This is a genomic window from Desulfovibrio legallii (assembly GCF_900102485.1).
Lineage (GTDB): Bacteria > Desulfobacterota > Desulfovibrionia > Desulfovibrionales > Desulfovibrionaceae > Desulfovibrio > Desulfovibrio legallii_A.
In genome coordinates, this window is sequence record NZ_FNBX01000016.1 from 1 (window position 1) to 18,080 (window position 18,080).

Sequence of the window (18,080 nt, forward strand, 5' to 3'; positions counted from 1 at the left end):
GTCTACATCAATCGCCAATGGTGCAAAGGCTGCGGCATCTGCGTGGCCTTTTGTCCCAAGAAGGCGCTGTCTCTGGATGACGCGGGCAAGGCCTGCCATGATCCTGAGCTGTGCGTGGAGTGTGGCATGTGCGAACAGTACTGTCCCGACCTGGCCGTGACGGTGGAAAAAACCGCCAGGGCAAGCAAGGCCGGCAACGGCAAGGAGGCCGCATGAGCGAGGGCGAAATCCGTTTCGTGCAGGGCAACGAGGCCTGTGTGCGCGGCGCTCTGTATGCCGGGGTGCGTTTTTTTGCGGGCTACCCCATCACCCCATCCACCGAGGTGGCCGAGCACCTGGCGGAGCAGCTGCCCCGCGTGGGCGGCAAGTTTGTGCAGATGGAGGATGAAATCGCCTCCATGTGCGCGGTGTGCGGGGCTTCCCTGGCCGGGTCCAAGGCCATGACCGCCACCAGCGGGCCGGGCTTTTCCCTCAAGCAGGAGGCCATCGGCTATGCGGTCATGGCCGAGATTCCCTGCGTGGTGGTCAACGTGCAGCGCGGCGGGCCTTCCACAGGCCTGCCCACCAAGGTGGCCCAGGGCGACGTGAACCAAGCCCGCTGGGGCACCCACGGCGACCACGCCATCATCGTGCTCACGGCGTCCACCATTCAGGACGTGTTCAGCATCACGGTGGAGGCCTTCAACCTGGCCGAAACCTACCGCACGCCGGTCATCCTGCTGTTTGACGAGGTGGTGGGCCACATGCGCGAAAAGCTCTTCATCCCGCCGGCGGGCGAGCTGCCCGTGGTGGAGCGCCTGCGTACGGACGTGGCCGCGGGGGTCAACTACCACCCCTACCTGCCGCGCGAGGACGGCCGCCTGCCCATGTCGGACTTCGGCGGCGTGCACCGCTACAACGTCACGGGCCTGTTCCACGACATCTGGGGCTTCCCCACGGAGAATCCGGAACAGGTCAGCAAGCTGGCCTACCACCTGGTGGACAAGATCGAAAACCGCGCCCACCTGCTGGCCCGCTGGAAGGAATTCTACCTGGAGGATGCGGAGCACATCATCATCTCCTACGGCTCCTCGGCGCGCAGCGCGCGGCACCTGGTGGAGACCCGCCGCGCCAAGGGCGACCGCATCGGCCTGCTGGAGCTGCAGACCCTCTGGCCCTTCCCGGCCCAGCTGGTGCGGGAAAAAACCGCCCACGCCCGCAACATTTTTGTGGTGGAGATGAACATGGGCCAGGTCACCACCCAGGTGAAGCAGGTGGTGCAGAAGCCGGACCGCGTGTTCCTGGTCAACCGCATGGACGGCATCATGGTCACGCCCACGGATATCGGCAAAGTCATGCGGGTTATTGAAGGAAGGGGGTTCTGAGATGAGCGTGCAGAATATCCGGGAGCGGTTCTTCCCCCACATCTGGTGTCCCGGCTGCGGCCACGGCACCATCCTTAACAACCTGCTGCACACCGTGCAGGAACTGCAGATAGATCCCTCCAACATGTGCATGGTTTCGGGCATCGGCTGCTCGGCGCGCATTTCCGGCTATGTGGATTTTCACAGCATGCACACCCTGCACGGCCGGGCCCTGGCCTGCGCCACGGGCATCAAGCTGACCCGGCCGGAGCTCAACGTGGTGGTGCCCATGGGCGACGGCGACGCCATGGCCATTGGCGGCAACCACTTTATCCACGCCTGCCGCCGCAATATCGACATGGTGGCCATCATCATGAACAACCGCATCTACGGCATGACCGGCGGGCAGTACTCGCCCCTTTCCGGCGAGGGCATCCTGGCCACCACCGCGCCCTACCACAGCATTGACCACGCCTTTGACACGGTGAAGCTGGCTACTGGCGCGGGGGCCTCCTTTGTGGCCCGCACCACTACCTTCCACGTCAAGGAGATCGTGAGCCTGCTCAAAAAGGCCTTTGCCCACAAGGGCTTCGCCGTGGTGGAAATCCTCACCCAGTGCCCCACCTACTTCGGGCGCAAGAACAAGATGGGCGGGGCCGTGCAGATGCTGGAATGGTACCGCGACAATACCGCCCCCCTGGGCTCCAAAAAGCTGGAGGAGAACCCCAACCTCATTCCCCGCGGCGTGTTCGTGGACGAACAGCGCCCCGAATACTGCGAGGAATACGCCAAAATCATCGCCAAGGCCCACAAGGAGTAGCCCCATGGAAAGATACCGTTTTCTTCTCTCCGGCTCCGGGGGCCAGGGCATCATCACCATGGCCATCCTGCTGGCCGAAGCGGCGGCCCTGTACGAAGGGCTGGTGGCCGTGCAGTCCCAGTCCTACGGCCCGGAAGCCCGCGGCGGGGCCACCCGCTCGGACGTGATTATCGCGGACAGCGAGATCTTCTTCCCCAAGGTCAACCAGCCCAACGTGCTGGTGGCCCTTACCGACGAATCCGCCGCCAAGTACCTGCCGCTTATCCGGCCCGGCGGCATGTGCCTTTACGACAGCGACCTGGTGCACCCCTCGGCCCGCATCGACGCCCGGCGCGTGGGCCTGCCCCTGTTCCACGCCGTAAAGGAAGCCTTTAACGGCAAAACCCAGGCCTTCAACATCTGCGTGCTGGGGGCCCTGGCTACCCTGACCAAGGCCGTGCGCCTGGAATCCCTGGAAAAAGCCCTGGCCGACCGCTTTGCTCCGGCCTTCCACGAAAGCAACAAAAAAGCCCTCCACCTGGGCGCGCAGATGGCCGCGGCCGCGCCTTCGGCCCAGGCGTAAGGGGAAACTGCCTCCGGCGGCCAGGGGGGCACGCCCCCCTGGACCCCCTTTTCACCGCTCCTGGTCCCACAAGGCTTGTTTCAGGGTACGCCCAGCGCGTTTCCTGAGAGAATAAAAGTTTTTGGGGGTGGGGGCGTGGGGGAGGAGACCCTTTTTCAAAAGGGTCCCTCCCCCACAAAAAAACAACAAAATAACAACATAACAAAGGCTTATCCATGAATATTCACGAATACCAGGCAAAGGGCCTGCTGGGCCAGTTCGGCGTGCCCGTGCCCGCGGGAGCGCTGGCGGCCACGGCGGCCGAGGCCCGCGCCGCGGCGGCAGGCCTGCCGGGCCCGGTGTGGGTGGTCAAGGCGCAGATCCACGCGGGCGGCCGGGGCAAAGGCGGCGGCGTGCAGGTCTGCAAGAATCTGGACGCAGTGGAGGCCGCGGCCGGGCACATCATCGGCATGCAGCTCATCACGCACCAGACCGGGCCGGAAGGTAAGAAGGTGCACAAGGTCTGGGTGGAGCAGGGCACGGAGATTGCCCGCGAGCTCTACCTGGCCGTGGTGCTGGACCGGGGCGCGCAGCGCCTGACGGTCATGGCCTCGCCCGACGGCGGCATGGACATTGAAGACGTGGCCGCGCGCACGCCGGAGCGCATTTTTACCACCAGGCTGGACGGCGGGCACCACATCTGGCCGTACCAGGCGCGGCAGCTCTTCTTTGGCTGCGGGCTCACGCCGGAGCAGGTGGGCAAGGGCGCGGCCCTGGTGCAGAACCTGGTGCGCCTGGCCGTGGAAAAGGACGCCGTGCTGGTGGAGATCAATCCCCTGGCCGTGACCACGGCGGGGGACATTGTGGCCCTGGACGCCAAGATGGATTTTGACGAAAGCGCCCTCAAACGCCACCCGGACGTGGCCGCCATGGACGACCCAGAGGAAGGCGACCCCCTGGAGCGCAAGGCGCGGGAGCTGGGCGTGAACTATGTGCGCCTCTCCGGCTATGTGGGCACCATGGTCAACGGCGCGGGCCTGGCCATGGCCACTATGGACGCCATCAAGCAGGCCGGGGCGGCGCCCGCCAACTTTCTGGACGCGGGCGGCGGGGCCAACGAGCAGATGGTGGCCGCGGGCTTTGAAGTCATGCTCTCCGATCCGCATGTGCGGGGCATCCTGATCAATATTTTCGGCGGCATATTGCGCTGCGACATCGTGGCCCAGGGCGTGGTCAACGCGGCCCGCAAGGTGGACCTGCGCCTGCCCCTGGTGGTGCGGCTGGAAGGCACCAATGTGGAAGAAGGCCGGCGCATCCTCAGGGAAAGCGGTCTGAACTTTGAAACGGCGGCCTCCATGAGCGAGGCGGCGCACAAAATTGCGGCCCTCACCGCTGGAGGTGCGGCATGAGCATATTGGTCAACAAAGACACGCGCGTGCTGGTGCAGGGCCTCACGGGGCGCGAAGGCCGCTTCCATACGGAGCAGATGCTGGCCTACGGCACCCAGGTGGTGGCGGGCTGCACGCCGGGCAAGGGCGGACAAAGCGTGCTGGGCGTGCCCGTGTTCAACACCGTGGCTGCGGCCGTGAAGGCAACGGGCGCGGACGTGAGCGTGGTTTTTGTGCCCGCAAGCGTGGCCGCGGACGCCGTGTGTGAGGCCGCAGACGCGGGCCTGCGCCTGGTCATCTGCATTACGGAGCACATCCCGGTGCTGGACATGGTGCGGGTCAAGGCCCGACTCAAGGACACGGGCACGCAGCTGGTGGGCCCCAACTGCCCAGGGGTCATCACTCCCGGCCAGTGCAAGATCGGCATCCAGCCCGGCTACATCCACAAGCCCGGCTCCGTAGGGGTGATCAGCCGCTCCGGCACCCTGACCTATGAGGCCGTGCACCAGCTTACAGCGCAGGGCCTGGGCCAGAGCACCTGCGTGGGCATCGGCGGCGACCCCGTGCCAGGCCTGTACTTTACGGATCTGCTCAAAATGTTCCGGGAAGACCCGGAAACCGAAGCCGTCTGCCTGATCGGCGAAATTGGCGGCGACGGGGAAGAAAAGGCCGCCGCCTACATCAAAGAAAGCGCCTACCCCAAGCCGGTGTTCGGCTTCATTGCCGGGCTTACGGCCCCCAAGGGCAAGCGCATGGGCCACGCCGGGGCCATCATCAGCGGTTCCAAAGGCCGGGGCGAGGACAAAATCGCCGCCCTGGAGGCTGCGGGCGTGACCATCATCCACGAGCTCGGCCGCCTGGGCGAAACCGTAGCCGGAACGTTGCGGGCTTAGCCCTCCAGGCCCGCAGGCGGAGGGGCCTTGTCATGCCGCCCCTTCGCCTTCCAAAACCGCGTGCGGGGGGAAATATTGCCGTCCGCCGCACGCCCGCAAGACGCGGCGAACCCGAAGCCGCGCTTGCGGAAAGACCCTGGAAAGGGCCCTGCCGCCTGGCCGTTGGTCAAAATTTCTGCCGACGGCCTGAGCAAGATTGAGGTTCCCAGCGGAAAAGATCGCCGCACGGCAAATGTCCCGGGCCGCGCGGGGGTGCCATGTCAACCGGGGAACAAGGAGCCTATGTGAAAACAAAACAGCTTGTTTCTTTGATCGCGGCTGTAGCGGCCATGTTGTGGATAGCCTTCCTGTCTCCGGAAATGGAAGGCCTGAGCCCCAAGGGCAAGGCCGCGCTCGGCGTGGGCGTCTTCGGCGCCGTCTTCATGAGCCTGATGGTTTATACATACTGGACCTGGATCGGCATGTTCAAATAACCCGCCCGGCGCGGGCGGCAAAGAAACCGCCCGCGCCGACAGCCCTGACGGCGCGCCCCAGCTTTGCGCTCTTTTCCGCCCTTTGGCGACGCACAGCCCGACGCACGACCCTTTGCGACCTCAGCTGAAGGAGGGAGATACGTGAGCAGCAACAGCCACTGGTATGACTTTATGGAACGACGCCACCTCTATGCCCTCATAGGCGGCCTCGGTGCCTGGACCATGGACGCCATGGACATGCTTTTGTACGTCATGTCGCTGACGACCATTATGAAGGAATTTCAGATCAGCATGGCCGTTGCCGGCATGCTGGCTTCCGTCACGCTGCTTTCGTCAGCCTTTGGCGGCGTCATTTTCGGCGTAGTCGCCGACAAAATAGGACGAAAAAAATCGCTGCTGATCGCCATAGCCATCTACACCGTCTGTACCGGCCTGAGCGCCCTGGCTCGCTCCGTGCCGGAGCTCGTCCTCTACCGCACCATCCTGGGCCTGGGCATGGGCGGGGCCTGGGCCGCGGGCGCGCTGCTGGTTAACGAAACCTGGCCCTCGGAACACCGGGGCAAAGCCTCCGGCTTCATGCAGGCCGGCTGGGCCATCGGATATATGCTGGCGGCCGTGCTGGCCGGGCTGATTCTGGCCGACCACGGCTGGCGCATGCTGTTCCTTGTGGGCATTATTCCCTCTTCCATCATCCTCATCTTCATCTTTTTTGCCTGCGAAGAACCCCAGGTCTGGCTGGACTACCGCCGAAAGCAGCGCCTCACCCCAGCCAATAAGACAGAAAAAATCAGATTTTTCGATATCTTCAAGGGACGCCTGCTGCGACTTACGCTCATCGGCGTACTGTTTACCTCCTTCCTGCAGCTGGCCTATTGGGGCCTGTTCACCTGGCTACCGGGCTTTTTGTCCACACCCGTGGCCAAAGGCGGCGCGGGCATGGACATTGTGAAAACCTCCGGCTGGATCTTTGCCATGCAGCTCGGCGCGCTTGCGGGGTACTCCGCCTTCGGCTTCCTGGCGGACAAATGGGGCCGCAAACAAGCCTTCATCTTCTTTCTGGCCATTGCCGCCGTACTGGTGCCCGTGTACGGCAGCCTGCGCAGCCCTGGGTGGCTGTTTGTCCTCGGCCCCTGTATCGGCTTTTTCGGTTCGGGCTATTTCAGCGGCTTCGGGGTGCTGCTGTCAGAGATTTTCCCCACCCGCCTGCGCGGCGCCGGGCTCGGCTTCGTTTATAATACCGGACGCGGCGTCAGCGCCCTTGCGCCCATCATTATCGGCAGCCTGGCCGCGCAGTTCGGCATCGGCACCTCCCTGTTCATCACGTCGTTTTTTTACCTTTGCGGCATAGGCATCATCTTTCTGCTGCCGGAGACCAAAGGACAGGAGCTGCAAGAATGACGGACGCCACCCTGCTGCACGGCGCGTGCGACCTGCACATCCACTTCGGGCCGGATACGACGCCGCGGAAGATGAACGCTCTGGAAACAGCCCGCGCGGCGGCCGCCGCCGGCATGCGGGCCATTCTGCTCAAATGCCACCAAAGCCCCACCCAGGGAGTGGCGGCCTGCGCGGACGCCGCCGTGGACGGCGTACGGGTGTTCGGCGGGCTGGTTCTCAACGCCGCCGTGGGCGGCATCAACCCCGCGGCGGTCAAAGCGGCCTGCGCCATGGGCGCAAAACAGGTCTGGATGCCCACGGCTTCAGCCGAACAGCATCTGCGCCACTTCGGCGGCGCGCCGGAAACGGCCGTGCCCGTTTTTGACAGCAAAGGCAGGCCCGTGCCGCACCTGGAAGAAGTGCTGGGGCTTATTGCCGAAGCGGACGTTATCCTCGGCACCGGCCATCTGAGCCCGGCCGAAAGCGTCCGGATTGCGAATCTGGCCAGGGCCTGCGGGGTGAAAAAAATACTGGTGACCCATCCGGAATTTGAATGTGTGGCCATGCCCACGGAGATGCAAAAAAGCCTGGCCGCCAAAGGGATTTTTTTTGAACGCTGCTTCTACGCCAGCATGTCGCGCCAGGGTCTGCCCGTAGAGTCCATTGCCGCGCAGATCCTGGCCGTGGGCTATGAAAGCACTGTGCTTTCTTCAGATATGGGCCAACCGGAAAATCCCGCCCCTGCACTGGCCCTGGCGGACTTCCTGCAACGCCTGGCGGCCTGCGGCCTGCCCCGCGAACGCCTGCGGCGCATGGTCTGTGACGCCCCGGCCGCGCTGCTGGGCCTGGAGCCGCCCTGCGACGGCGCAGAGGAGGCGCGCGCATGAACCTGCATGTGCTTTATGAAGGGCTGCCCGCCAGATTGGCGCAGGACTACCTTTCGTGGCCCACCTGCGCCTGCGTGCGCAGCGGCGGCGTCAACATCCTTTTTGACACGGGCTTTGCCACCCAGCGGCAACGCCTGCCGCAACGCCTGCGCGAGGCCGCCGGCCTTGCGCCGGAAGACATCCACATTGTGGTGCTGAGTCACCTGCATTACGACCATGCCTACAATTTTGACCTTTTTCCCCAGGCGCGCATCCTGGCCCACACGCGGGAAATAGAACACGCCCTGCACGGTGCAGCCGGCGAATTTGCCTACCAGAATTTTCTGACCCAGGCCATTGCAACGAGCGGCCGCCTGGAAGGGGTGGAGGAAGGCTACAGCCCGGCCCCCGGCGTCAGCGTGCTGTTCGTGCCAGGGCACACCCCCGGCTGTCTCGCCCTGCTTCTGGAGGATGCGGACGCGCCGCCCACCGTTCTGGCCGGGGATGCGGTAAAAAACCTGGCGGAACTGGCCACGGGGCGCATGCCCATGGTTGCGCTGCCGGAAGAAGCGGCGGCTTCCATCCGCAAAATCCGCCGCCGGGCGGCCGTGGTCGTGCCTGGGCATGACCGCATGCTGCATGTGTTTCCGGACCGGATCGAGGCCGCCGCAGGCCTGCCGCTGACCCTTGTTTACGCTGCGGGCTGCGTGCCGCCGGGGCATCCGGACCGCGTGGCCCTGGGCCTGCCTGCAAGCGCCCTGCCCGTTGTTCCGTAAGGCCGGACGCAGACATAACGCACTTTGTTAATGGAGACCAGGAGGAAACTATGTCGGAAGAATATGCCACCGCACTTACGCCGGAACACAAAAAATTTTTGCAGGATCTCTTCAAGGATGGCGTCTCCTTTGACCCGGAAACGCTGCGCGTCTACGCTTCCGACGCCAGCCTGCGCACAGGCGTGGTGCTGGCCATGGTCCGCCCGGAAAATGCGGCGCAGCTCTGCGAGTTTATGCGCTGGGCCGAAGAACAGCGCGTGGTCGTCCATCCGCGCGGGCGCGGCACCAGCCTTTCCGGCGGCTGCGTGCCCACGGTTCCCGGCATTGTGGTTTCCATGCTGGGCATGGACAGGATTCTGGACATTTCCAAGGAAGACTTCGTGGCCGTGGTGGAGCCCGGCGTCAACACCGCGCTGCTCCAGGCGGAGTGCGAGAAGCTCGGCATGTTCTATCCGCCGGATCCGGCCAGCGGCAAGGCCACCAGCGTGGGCGGCAATGTGCTGACCTGTGCGGGCGGTCTGCGCGCCGTCAAGTACGGCGTCACCCGCGACTATGTGCTGGGCGTGGAAGCCGTGCTGCCCGGCGGCAAGATGGTCAAATTCGGCGGGCGGTCGCACAAGGACGTCATCGGGCTGGACCTGGGCCGCCTGTTTGTGGGCAGCGAAGGCAGCCTGGGCATTGTGACCAAGCTCACCCTCAAGCTCCTTCCCAAGCCCGAAGCCTCGGCCTCTGTGCTGGTGGGCTACCCTTCACTGGATGCGGCCCTGGCCTCCATGGGCAAGGTCTTTGCGGCGGGCATTCTGCCCTGTGCCGTGGAATTCATGAATGAAACCGTGCTGGAGATCCTGACCAAAACGGGCGAAGTGCCTTGGCCGGATACGGTCAAATCTCTGCTGCTGTTCCAGGTGGACGGCAGCCGCGATACCGTGCCCCTGGAAAACGCCCGGCTCTCCAAACAGCTGGACGACGCCCTCTGGCGCATGGAAGGCGTGGGCAAGGAAGAGGAGGACAAACTCTGGGCCTACCGGCGCAGGGTTTCGGCCGCCTCCTATGTGCTGGGGCCGGACCGCATCGGCGGGGACATGGCCGTGCCGCGCGGCTCCATTCTCAAGGCCGTGCGCCGGTTTGAAGAAATTGCCGCCGCCAACGGTAAACGGCTTATCGGCTTCGGGCACGCGGGCGACGGCAACATCCACGCCAACCTGCACTACGACGCCTCAGACCCGGACGACGCCCGCCGCACCCAGAAAACCCACCACGAGCTGGACGACGCCGCCCTGGAATTCGGCGGCAGCCTTTCCGGCGAACACGGGGGCGGCTGCCTCAAGGATGTAGGCAAACAGCTGGGCAAAGAGGAACACGCCCTGATGCGCGCCGTGCGGAAGGTTTTTGACCCCCACGGCATCCTCAATCCCGGCAAGGGGTACTAAGATGAAACGCGGATGCACACAGTGCGGCGAATGCCTCAACGTCTGCCCGGTCTACGCCTTGTTTAAGCGAGAGGAATACGCGCCCAAGGGCAAACGGCTGCTTATGGAACCCCTGGACGCCGAATACGGCGACGCCGCCACGGCGCAGCTCTCCTGGGAGCGCGTCCGCCATCTGGCCCGGCTCTGCGCCGGTTGCGGGCGCTGCCAGCGCGTTTGCGCGCGCAAGCTCTCCACCAGCGAACTGCTGGCCGACGCGCGGGCCAGAAACCCCCACTGGACGCAAAGCCTGTGGGAACTCTGGATCCGCCGGGCCGGGCCGCTCTGGCCCCTGGCCGGAAAAATCTCCATGCTCGCGCCCGACGCCGCCGTGCCCGCGGGGCTGCGTTCCTCTCTGGCCACGGCCCGCGCCCTGGTGGACCTGCCCCCCATCAAACCCTGGCTTACCCTCGCGCCCACGCAAAAAGCCCCGGGCACGCCTGTGGTCCTGTTCAGCGGCTGTACCGCCGTCAACGCCCGCCCGCGCTGGGTGGCCAAGGCACGCGAGCTGCTGGCCGCCTGGGGCTACCAGGTGCTGGACGGTTCCGCCTTTACCTGCTGCGGCGGCACCCTGCACCACGCAGGCCGCTACAAGGCCCAGGAGGCGGTGCGCCAGAAGAATCTTCAGGTCTGGCGCAACCTGGGCCGCCCCCTGGTGGCGAGCTTCTGCGCCTCGTGCAAGCACAGCCTGGACGAATACGCCGCAGTGCTGCCCGAAGGCGAGGCCGCCCAGTGGAAAGAGAAGTGCCGCGGCCTTTCCGCCCTGCTGGAGCATCCCCGCATCCAGGCCACGGCGGAAGCCCCGGCCGCAGCGGCCTACCACCAGCCCTGCCACTGGGGCACGGCCGATCCTGACCTGCCCTTGCTCAAACAGGGCCTGCCAGGCCTGAAAAAAGGCACGGGATTGTGCTGCGGCATGGGCGGCATCCTCAAAATGAGCAATCCGGATCTCTCCATGGACATGGCCCGCAAATGTATGGATGGCTTTGCCCCGGAGGCCCGTCACATTATCACCGGGTGCAGCGGTTGCGTCATGCAGCTTTCTTCCGTGGCCGCCGCAAAGCACAAGGAGGTACGCCACTGGCTGGATATCGTCGCCGTGGACGCCGGAAACTGAACCCGCCCCGCAACGACGGAAGAACCACATGCTAACCCCGCCCCCAGGGCGGACGAGGAGGCGTCTTTATGGCGAACAAATTTGAAGAATACGGCAAAAAATACGGCACCGTCATCGCCGTGCTGGTGGCCCTGCTGGTGTGGTGTCTGCCCACGCCGGAGGGCATGAACCTGACCCAGCACAAACTGCTGAGCATATTTTCCGGCGCGGTCATCCTTTGGGTAACGCTCAGCGTTTCCGTAGCCACCAGCAGCTTTATCATCGTTTCCCTGCTCTACTTCTGGGTAGGCAACGCCGAAGGCGCCCTGAAGGGCGGCTCGCTGGTGCACAATGCCGGGTTCGCCCTTTCCGGCTTTGCCTCGCCGGCCCTGTGGATGCTCATTACCGGCTTCATCATTTCCATCGCCATGACGGAAACGGGCATGGCGCGCCGGGTGGCCCTGCACCTTATGCGCAGGTTCGGCAAAACGCCCGGCGGGGCCATCCTTTCGCCCATGATCGCCAACCTGCTGGTTGCCCCCCTTACCCCTTCCAACACGGCCCGCACGGCGGCCATGCTGCCCATTGTGGAAGGCGTGGCCCAGGCCTACCGCGTAGAGCCCGGTAAAAGCAATTTCGGCAAAGCCCTCTTCCTGTCCAATACTTTTGCCTCCAACATCACGGCGGGCGGCTTTCTTACAGCCACCATCCCCAACCCCATTGCCATCGGCATGATCGTGGCCGCTCTGGGCACGGCCGCTTCCGTGACCTCCTGGGGCTTCTGGGCCCTGGCCGCCCTGCCCACCACGCTCATCGTGCTTGTGGGCAGCCAGTATGTGGTGCGCTGGCTCTTCCCGCCGGAAATGAAGACCATCCCCGGCGGGCTGGAATATGTGGAAACAGAGCTGCGCGCCATGGGGCCCACCACGCCCCGCGAAAAAAAGGCGCTGCTCTTCTTCAGCCTGGCGCTCCTCCTCTGGGCCACGGACATGTGGCACCACTTCAATTCCACCATGGTGGCCTTTGTGGTGAGCACGCTCATCCTGCTGCCCAAGGTGGGCGTTCTTTCCTGGAAGGAGGCGCAGAAATCCATCCCCTGGGAGCTCTTTGTCTATTTTGGCGGCGTCATCACCCTGAGCAACGTGCTGACCAAGACCAAGGCCTTTGAATGGGTCATCAAATCCGGCATCACGGGCCTGGGCCTCACCAATGTGGACATGATGCCCCTGATGATCGGCCTTATGGGCTTCACCATTTTCAGCCACATTATCTGGTCCACCACCACGGCCATGGCCGGCGTCATGATCCCCATTTACATCGGCCTGGCGCAGAGCTTTGGCTTTCCCGTGGCCGGCTTTGTGCTGCCTCAGGCCATTCTTATGGGCTACGCCCTGTTCCTGCCCTTCAACACCATGGGCAACATCATCATGTTCGGCGCGGGCTACTACACGGTGAGCGAGCAGCTCAAGGCGGCCTTTGCCGTGGGCCTGTTTGCCTGGGCGGCCTGGGCGCTGACCGCCGTGGCCTGGTTCCCCGTCATTGGTTTGTATTGATAAGGAGAGAAACGAACGATGAGTACAACCCGCAAACCCTTGCCGCCCATGGCGCGCGTGCGCCAGTGCTTTACGCGCCCCAAGGTGGACGACCCCGTAGCGGAAATGACCGCCCAGATGCGCCTGCTGGCCCCGCGCATTAAGCCCGGAACCACAGTGGGCATCACTGCCGGCAGCCGCGGCATTCAGAATATCTGCCCCATGCTGGCGGCCGCCATAGCCGTGGTGCGCCAATGCGGCGCAACCCCTGTACTGCTGGCCGCCATGGGCAGCCACGGCGGCGGCACGGCCCAGGGACAGAAGGAAGTTCTCGACAGCCTGGGCATCACGGAAAAAAATCTGGGTGTCAAGGTCATTACCTGCGATACCTGCCGCAGCATCGGCCAGACCCCGGACGGCCTGGTGGCCTATATGCTGGATTCGGCCTTTTCCGTGGACGCCATTATCCCCATCAACCGCGTTAAGACCCACACCTCCTTCAAGGGCTGCGTAGAAAGCGGCATGTGCAAAAAGCTGGTGGTGGGCCTGGGCGGCCCAGGCGGGGCCGGGCAGTTTCACAGCCTGGGGCAGGCCCAGCTGCCGCGCCTGCTGGTGGAGGTGGGCAAAATCATTCTGGAGAAAATGCCGGTCATCGGCGGCGTGGCCATTGTGGAGAACGCCTACGAAGAAACGGCGCGCATCGTGGCCCTGCCCGCCGAAGCCATGATCGAACAGGAAGTGGAGCTCTTGGCCTGGTCCAAAACCCTCATGCCCGCCCTGCCCGTGGACAGCCTGCACGGCCTTATTGTGGAGGAAATGGGCAAGAACTTCAGCGGCACCGGGGTGGACACCAACATCATCGGCCGCCTGCGCATTACCGGCGAAGCCGAGCCGGAGCGCCCCAAAATCCGCTATGTCTCCGTGCTGGATCTTTCGGAAGAATCCCACGGCAACGCCACGGGCATCGGGCTGGTGGACTTTACCACCCAAAAGCTGGTGGATAAGGTAGATCGCCGAGCCACCTACCTCAACAACCTCACCACCACCTTTGTGACCCGCGCCTTTCTGCCCACCTGGTTCGATACGGAGCAGGAAGCCCTGGAAACCATGATGTTCTGCCTGCGAAGCATCCCCAAGGATCAGGTGCGGCTGGTGCGCGTGCCCAACACCCTCTACCTTACGGACTTCTTCGCCACAGAGGCCGTGCTGCGCGATCTCACCGACGCAGCGCGCTTCACCCTGGTGCACGAACCGCGCCCGGTGCAGTTCGATGCCCAGGGGGCGCTGCTGGACCGCATTGGCAGGCCCCACCAGGCATAGCGCAACTACCGGCCATACAAGAATAAATGAAACGCGCCGCACGGGAATGCAACACCCCCGTGCGGCGCGACGACGTTTGCGCCTCTGTAACAGCCCCGCCTATCCCTGCTTCATGCCCGCTATAAGGTCGCTCAGCCGGCGGGCCTGCGCGGCCAGCTCGGCCACGGCCTTGGCGGCCTCGTCCATGGCGGTGGCCGTCTGCCCGGACATGTCGTTAACCTGGACGATGGACTGGTTGATCTCCTCACTGGCGGCGGACTGCTGCTCGCTGGCCGTGGCGATGGCGCTGACCTGATCCGCCGCACCGGCCACGCTCTCCACAATCTGTTGCAAGGCCGCGCCGGAATCTTCCGCATACTTGGTGGCTGTTTCCACCGCGCCCAGGGCCTTGTCCATAGCGTCCACGCTCTGGGCCGTGCTTGTCTGAATGGCGCGGATGGCGTTGCCCACATCGTTGGTGGAGGCCATGGTCTTTTCCGCCAGTTTGCGCACTTCGTCGGCCACTACGGCAAAGCCGCGTCCGGCCTCGCCCGCGCGGGCGGCCTCAATGGCCGCGTTGAGGGCCAGCAGGTTGGTCTGGTCCGCAATATCCGAAATGACGCCCATGATCTTGCTGATGGAGAGAGCGTGCTCATTGAGCGTGCCCATGTCCTCCTTAAGCGCCAGAGAAACGGTGTGCACCTCCGCAATGCTCTCCAGAGCGCCGCGCACCACGTCCGCGCCGTTGGTGGCGTTGGAGCGGGTGGTCTCCGCAGCGTTGGAGGCGTTGGCGGCGCTTTTGGCCACTTCCTGCACGGTGGCGTTCATTTCATTCATGGCCGTGGCGGCCTCGCCCAGGCGCTGCGCCGAAGCGGCGGCCCCGCGGTTGACCTGCTCCACCTGGGCCGCCAGCTGGTCGGAGGCGCTGGAAATAACGCTGACTACCTCTTCCAGCTGCCCGGCGGCAGCCAGCATGCCTTCGCGGCGGGCGCTTTCGGCCTTTCGGGCCGCTTCTTCGGCCTTGGCCGTGGCCTGTCGGGCCTCTTCGCCAGCCTGTTCCGCAGCCTGAGTCTTGGCCGCGCTTTCGTCCAGCAACTGCTTGATGTTGCCCACCATATGGCCCATAGCCTGGCCCAGGACGCTGAATTCGTCCCCCCGGCGGCGGGCCGCATCCAGCAGAGCCGTCTCCTGCGCGTCCAGCTCCAGATGGCCCCCGGCCGCAGCTTCGGCCAGGGAGGAAATGCCGCCCAAAAGCCGCACCATGCCGCGCACGGCCAAAAAGATAATGCCGCCCACCAGGAGCACGCAGCCCAGGGTCAGCAACGCGCTGTTGGAGAGCATGGCGCGCACGGGGCTGAAAATTTCCGCCCGGTCAAATTCCACGCACAGAATCCAGCCCTCCACGGGCATGGTCTTGTAGTAGAGGCCTTTCTCTTCCCCCTGGGCGTTCACAAAACGGGTGCGGCCCTGGCCCTGGCGCAGCAGCTCCTGCACATGGGGAACGGCGCTTTCGTCCTTGCCCATGCGCTTGGCCTCGGGGTGCAGCACCATCCGGCCCTTGAGGTCGTAAGCGTAAACCAGGCCCTTGCTGCCCACCTTGATCAGATCTGTCGTGCCGGCAGCCAGGTCGGCGTTGGCGATGCCCGCCATGACGATGGCCGCCACCTTCCCTTCACGCTTGATGGGAAAGGCCGCCACCGTGGCCGTCTTGCCCGTGGCAGCGCTGATGATGCCCTCCACACAGGGCTCACCCTGGCGGGCCTTGAGGTAATAATTCCGGCTGGCAAAGCTGGTGCCGACGAATTTTTCGTTGGCCTGGCCCGCCCCCTTGAGGTGGTGCCCCAGCACCATGCCGTCCGGGGCCAGCAGCCCGGCGAAGTACACACTGCGGTTGTTGTCTGTAAACGAGCGCAGGGCCTTGTCCGCGCGCTGGGCCAGATTGCCGTGCAGCACGTCCGCATCGCCGCGCTCATAGGCGTCTATGTAATCGCTGATGCGCTGATTTTCCGAAAGCGTTTTCAGGGATTCCGTAAGCCCCAGAAAAACGCCGTTCAGGCCGATGCTCTGGCTTTCCAGAAGCGCGCTCATATCTGTGCGGATCTGCGCGCGCAGAGCTTCCTCCGCCATCTTGTAGCTTACGCCCGCCACCAGGAGCAGCCCGGCTATGGCAGGCAGCAGTATCCCCAGCGACATTTTCTTCAATAACCCGATTTTCATGCCGTTCCTCTGTGCGTCAAACAGTTTCGGGCCAAGGCCCTAACCCGGGAAGTCTTTTTTTACAATACCGTTAAAATCCCCTTGAGCGCCGATTCACCGCCCCCCCCTCCAAGCGCTGCTGTTGTTTCTCTCCGTTCCTTTCGTAACTTTCTGAAATTTCTTTAGCTGTCTCCAAAAGCCGTTCCACAACACAAAATTGTTTCGTTAAAAAATCCGCTTGGGCCAGTATTATTTTTTTACAATCAATTTCAATTGATTATCTATGTGTCCATTTTTTTCAACAATAAAGTACTTTTTTACAAAAATGTTTTGATTGCGCACGCAGATAATAAAAAAAATTAATTATTAAAGATAGATATGTGTGCGGCACACTTTCTGCACAAAGCGTGAACAGCGCACAAACGCGCAACGCCAAACCAAGAGGAAAAATCATGCGACAGGTAGCTATTTACGGCAAGGGCGGCATCGGCAAGTCCACCACCACACAGAACCTCAACGCCGGCCTGGCTGAGATGGGCAAGCATATTATGATCGTGGGCTGCGACCCCAAGGCCGACTCCACCCGCCTTATCCTGGGCGGCCTGGCCCAGCAGAGCGTGCTGGACACCCTGCGGGAAGAAGGCGAGGACATCGACCTTGATCTCGTCCTGAAGGAAGGTTTCGGGGGCATCCGCTGTGTGGAATCCGGCGGTCCTGAACCGGGCGTGGGCTGCGCCGGGCGCGGCATCATCACCTCCATCGGCCTGCTGGAACGCCTGGGGGCCTACACCGAAGACCTGGACTACGTGTTTTACGACGTGCTGGGCGACGTGGTCTGCGGCGGCTTCGCCATGCCTATCCGTGAAGGCAAAGCCCGGGAAATCTACATCGTGGCCTCGGGCGAGATGATGGCCCTCTACGCGGCCAACAACATCTGCAAGGGCATCAAAAAGTACGCCAACACCGGCGGCGTGCGCCTGGGCGGCATCATCTGCAACAGCCGCAACGTGGACGGCGAGGCCGACCTCGTCTCCGCCGTGGCCAAAGAAATCGGCACCCAGATGATCCACTTCGTCCCGCGCGACAACATGGTGCAGCGCGCGGAAATCAACAAGCAGACCGTCATCCAGTTCGACCCCTCCTGCACGCAGGCCAGTCAGTACCGCACCCTGGCCCAGAAGATCGACGGCAACGACATGTTTGTGGTGCCCAAGCCCCTCTCCCAGGAGCGCCTGGAAGAGCTGCTGATGGAACACGGTCTGCTGGACGCCTAACCCCCAAGCCACTCACGGAGAACACCCATGCAAATGATCCGCACCATCATCCGGCCCGAAAAAACCACGGAAGTGCTTTCCGAGCTCCTGGCGGCGGGTTTTCCCGCCGTGACCAAGCTCGACGTGGTGGGCCGCGGCAAGCAGAAGGGCATCATGGTCGGCGACATCCAGTACGACGAAATCCCCAAGCAGATGCTCATTCTGGTGGTCAGCGACGAAGATAAGGACGACGCCGTCCGCGTGATTCTGCGCACCGCCAAAACCGGCGACGGCCACTATGGCGACGGACGCATCTTTGTCTCCGCCGTCAGCGATGCCTGGACCATCAGCAGCGGCAAGGCCGGGCTCTAGGAGGCCGTTATGCAGGAAATTGTAGCAATGGTCCGCGCCAATATGGTGGCCCCCACCAAGGAGGCCCTGGCCAAGGCGGGCTGCCCCTCCTTCACCTGTATGAAGTGCCTGGGCCGCGGCAAAAAGGGCATGGACCCCGCCACTCTGCGCATGGTTATGGAAAGCGGCGAACTGCCCCGCACCCCCGACGGCGAGGCCCTTACCGAGGTGGGCCGCCTCATCCCCAAGCGCCTCTTCAACATCTGCGTGCCCGACGACAAGGTGGAGGCCGTGGTTCAGGCCCTCATCGCGGCCAACAGCACGGGCCACCCCGGCGACGGAAAAATCTTCGTCGTTCCGGTGGAGGAATCCTATGTGGTCCGCACCGGCGAGCGCGCCGACGCATAAGG

The 18,080-nt window shown here is 63.7% G+C and carries 18 protein-coding genes; 17 read left to right on the forward strand and 1 reads right to left on the reverse strand.

Annotated elements, in window-relative coordinates; translation table 11 throughout:
- The 14 genes from BLS55_RS09320 to BLS55_RS09385 all read left to right on the forward strand — a co-directional run.
- Nucleotides 1–216: indolepyruvate ferredoxin oxidoreductase subunit alpha (locus BLS55_RS09320; protein ID WP_257243200.1), on the forward strand; the 216-nt coding region annotated here is incomplete at its 5' end.
- The gene (locus tag BLS55_RS09325; RefSeq protein ID WP_092153120.1) at nt 213–1,364 is read left to right on the forward strand and encodes a 2-oxoacid:acceptor oxidoreductase subunit alpha; all 1,152 of its coding nucleotides are present in this window, start codon (nt 213–215) and stop codon (nt 1,362–1,364) included. The genes BLS55_RS09320 and BLS55_RS09325, both read left to right, overlap by 4 nt.
- Nucleotide 1,365: 1 nt before the next feature.
- Nucleotides 1,366–2,163, forward strand: coding sequence for a 2-oxoacid:ferredoxin oxidoreductase subunit beta (locus BLS55_RS09330; protein ID WP_092153121.1), 798 nt, complete (start codon nt 1,366–1,368; stop codon nt 2,161–2,163).
- A gap of 4 nt (nt 2,164–2,167) precedes the next feature.
- Complete coding sequence (locus BLS55_RS09335; protein ID WP_092153122.1) at nt 2,168–2,725, forward strand: 2-oxoacid:acceptor oxidoreductase family protein; 558 nt, start codon at nt 2,168–2,170, stop codon at nt 2,723–2,725.
- Nucleotides 2,726–2,940: 215 nt separating this feature from the next.
- Nucleotides 2,941–4,113 (forward strand): ADP-forming succinate--CoA ligase subunit beta, encoded by a 1,173-nt coding sequence (gene sucC, locus BLS55_RS09340; protein WP_092153123.1) that lies wholly within the window; start codon nt 2,941–2,943, stop codon nt 4,111–4,113.
- The gene (sucD, locus tag BLS55_RS09345) at nt 4,110–4,985 is read left to right on the forward strand and encodes a succinate--CoA ligase subunit alpha (protein ID WP_092153124.1); all 876 of its coding nucleotides are present in this window, start codon (nt 4,110–4,112) and stop codon (nt 4,983–4,985) included. Before sucC ends, sucD begins: the two co-directional genes overlap by 4 nt.
- 284 nt (nt 4,986–5,269) lie before the next feature.
- Nucleotides 5,270–5,458 carry a hypothetical protein gene (locus BLS55_RS09350; RefSeq protein WP_092154589.1) on the forward strand — a complete coding sequence of 63 codons (189 nt, stop codon included), beginning with the start codon at nt 5,270–5,272 and terminating at the stop codon, nt 5,456–5,458.
- A gap of 141 nt (nt 5,459–5,599) precedes the next feature.
- Entirely contained in the window at nt 5,600–6,856 is a 1,257-nt protein-coding gene (locus BLS55_RS09355) for an MFS transporter (protein WP_218970740.1), read from the forward strand.
- The gene (locus tag BLS55_RS09360; RefSeq protein ID WP_092154591.1) at nt 6,853–7,722 is read left to right on the forward strand and encodes a DUF6282 family protein; all 870 of its coding nucleotides are present in this window, start codon (nt 6,853–6,855) and stop codon (nt 7,720–7,722) included. Before BLS55_RS09355 ends, BLS55_RS09360 begins: the two co-directional genes overlap by 4 nt.
- Nucleotides 7,719–8,477 (forward strand): MBL fold metallo-hydrolase, encoded by a 759-nt coding sequence (locus BLS55_RS09365; RefSeq protein WP_092154593.1) that lies wholly within the window; start codon nt 7,719–7,721, stop codon nt 8,475–8,477. Before BLS55_RS09360 ends, BLS55_RS09365 begins: the two co-directional genes overlap by 4 nt.
- Nucleotides 8,478–8,527: 50 nt before the next feature.
- A complete protein-coding gene (locus tag BLS55_RS09370; protein ID WP_092154594.1) occupies nt 8,528–9,907 on the forward strand; it encodes an FAD-binding oxidoreductase in 1,380 nt (459 codons plus the stop codon).
- A gap of 1 nt (nt 9,908) precedes the next feature.
- Nucleotides 9,909–11,060, forward strand: coding sequence for a (Fe-S)-binding protein (locus tag BLS55_RS09375; RefSeq protein WP_092154596.1), 1,152 nt, complete (start codon nt 9,909–9,911; stop codon nt 11,058–11,060).
- 68 nt (nt 11,061–11,128) lie between these two features.
- Entirely contained in the window at nt 11,129–12,592 is a 1,464-nt protein-coding gene (locus BLS55_RS09380; protein WP_092154598.1) for an SLC13 family permease, read from the forward strand.
- An 18-nt stretch (nt 12,593–12,610) separates the two neighbouring features.
- On the forward strand, nt 12,611–13,891 hold the full coding sequence (locus BLS55_RS09385) for a nickel pincer cofactor-dependent isomerase, group 22 (RefSeq protein WP_092154600.1): 1,281 nt from the start codon (nt 12,611–12,613) through the stop codon (nt 13,889–13,891).
- A gap of 99 nt (nt 13,892–13,990) precedes the next feature.
- On the opposite strand, the gene BLS55_RS09390 is transcribed toward BLS55_RS09385, so the two are convergent.
- Nucleotides 13,991–16,063 (reverse strand): methyl-accepting chemotaxis protein, encoded by a 2,073-nt coding sequence (locus BLS55_RS09390; protein WP_257243201.1) that lies wholly within the window; start codon nt 16,061–16,063, stop codon nt 13,991–13,993.
- A 455-nt stretch (nt 16,064–16,518) separates the two neighbouring features.
- On the opposite strand from BLS55_RS09390, the gene nifH reads away from it, so the two are divergent.
- From nifH to BLS55_RS09405, 3 genes are read left to right on the forward strand one after another with little or no spacing between them, the layout of a single operon-like run.
- Nucleotides 16,519–17,340 carry a nitrogenase iron protein gene (gene nifH / locus BLS55_RS09395; RefSeq protein ID WP_092154604.1) on the forward strand — a complete coding sequence of 274 codons (822 nt, stop codon included), beginning with the start codon at nt 16,519–16,521 and terminating at the stop codon, nt 17,338–17,340.
- A 27-nt stretch (nt 17,341–17,367) separates the two neighbouring features.
- On the forward strand, nt 17,368–17,691 hold the full coding sequence (locus BLS55_RS09400) for a P-II family nitrogen regulator (protein WP_092154606.1): 324 nt from the start codon (nt 17,368–17,370) through the stop codon (nt 17,689–17,691).
- A gap of 9 nt (nt 17,692–17,700) precedes the next feature.
- Nucleotides 17,701–18,078, forward strand: a complete 378-nt coding sequence (locus tag BLS55_RS09405; RefSeq protein ID WP_092154608.1) for a P-II family nitrogen regulator — start codon at nt 17,701–17,703, stop codon at nt 18,076–18,078.
- Nucleotides 18,079–18,080 lie beyond the last annotated feature (2 nt).

What these genes read in the sequence shown, in the direction of transcription:
- BLS55_RS09325 (WP_092153120.1), top strand. Translation starts at nt 213, where the DNA reads ATGAGCGAGGGCGAAATCCGTTTCGTGCAGGGCAACGAGGCCTGTGTG.
- BLS55_RS09330 (WP_092153121.1), top strand. Translation starts at nt 1,366, where the DNA reads ATGAGCGTGCAGAATATCCGGGAGCGGTTCTTCCCCCACATCTGGTGT.
- BLS55_RS09335 (WP_092153122.1), top strand. Translation starts at nt 2,168, where the DNA reads ATGGAAAGATACCGTTTTCTTCTCTCCGGCTCCGGGGGCCAGGGCATC.
- sucC (WP_092153123.1), top strand. Translation starts at nt 2,941, where the DNA reads ATGAATATTCACGAATACCAGGCAAAGGGCCTGCTGGGCCAGTTCGGC.
- sucD (WP_092153124.1), top strand. Translation starts at nt 4,110, where the DNA reads ATGAGCATATTGGTCAACAAAGACACGCGCGTGCTGGTGCAGGGCCTC.
- BLS55_RS09360 (WP_092154591.1), top strand. Translation starts at nt 6,853, where the DNA reads ATGACGGACGCCACCCTGCTGCACGGCGCGTGCGACCTGCACATCCAC.
- BLS55_RS09365 (WP_092154593.1), top strand. Translation starts at nt 7,719, where the DNA reads ATGAACCTGCATGTGCTTTATGAAGGGCTGCCCGCCAGATTGGCGCAG.
- BLS55_RS09370 (WP_092154594.1), top strand. Translation starts at nt 8,528, where the DNA reads ATGTCGGAAGAATATGCCACCGCACTTACGCCGGAACACAAAAAATTT.
- BLS55_RS09375 (WP_092154596.1), top strand. Translation starts at nt 9,909, where the DNA reads ATGAAACGCGGATGCACACAGTGCGGCGAATGCCTCAACGTCTGCCCG.
- BLS55_RS09380 (WP_092154598.1), top strand. Translation starts at nt 11,129, where the DNA reads ATGGCGAACAAATTTGAAGAATACGGCAAAAAATACGGCACCGTCATC.
- BLS55_RS09385 (WP_092154600.1), top strand. Translation starts at nt 12,611, where the DNA reads ATGAGTACAACCCGCAAACCCTTGCCGCCCATGGCGCGCGTGCGCCAG.
- BLS55_RS09390 (WP_257243201.1), bottom strand. Translation starts at nt 16,063, where the DNA reads ATGTCGCTGGGGATACTGCTGCCTGCCATAGCCGGGCTGCTCCTGGTG.
- nifH (WP_092154604.1), top strand. Translation starts at nt 16,519, where the DNA reads ATGCGACAGGTAGCTATTTACGGCAAGGGCGGCATCGGCAAGTCCACC.
- BLS55_RS09400 (WP_092154606.1), top strand. Translation starts at nt 17,368, where the DNA reads ATGCAAATGATCCGCACCATCATCCGGCCCGAAAAAACCACGGAAGTG.
- BLS55_RS09405 (WP_092154608.1), top strand. Translation starts at nt 17,701, where the DNA reads ATGCAGGAAATTGTAGCAATGGTCCGCGCCAATATGGTGGCCCCCACC.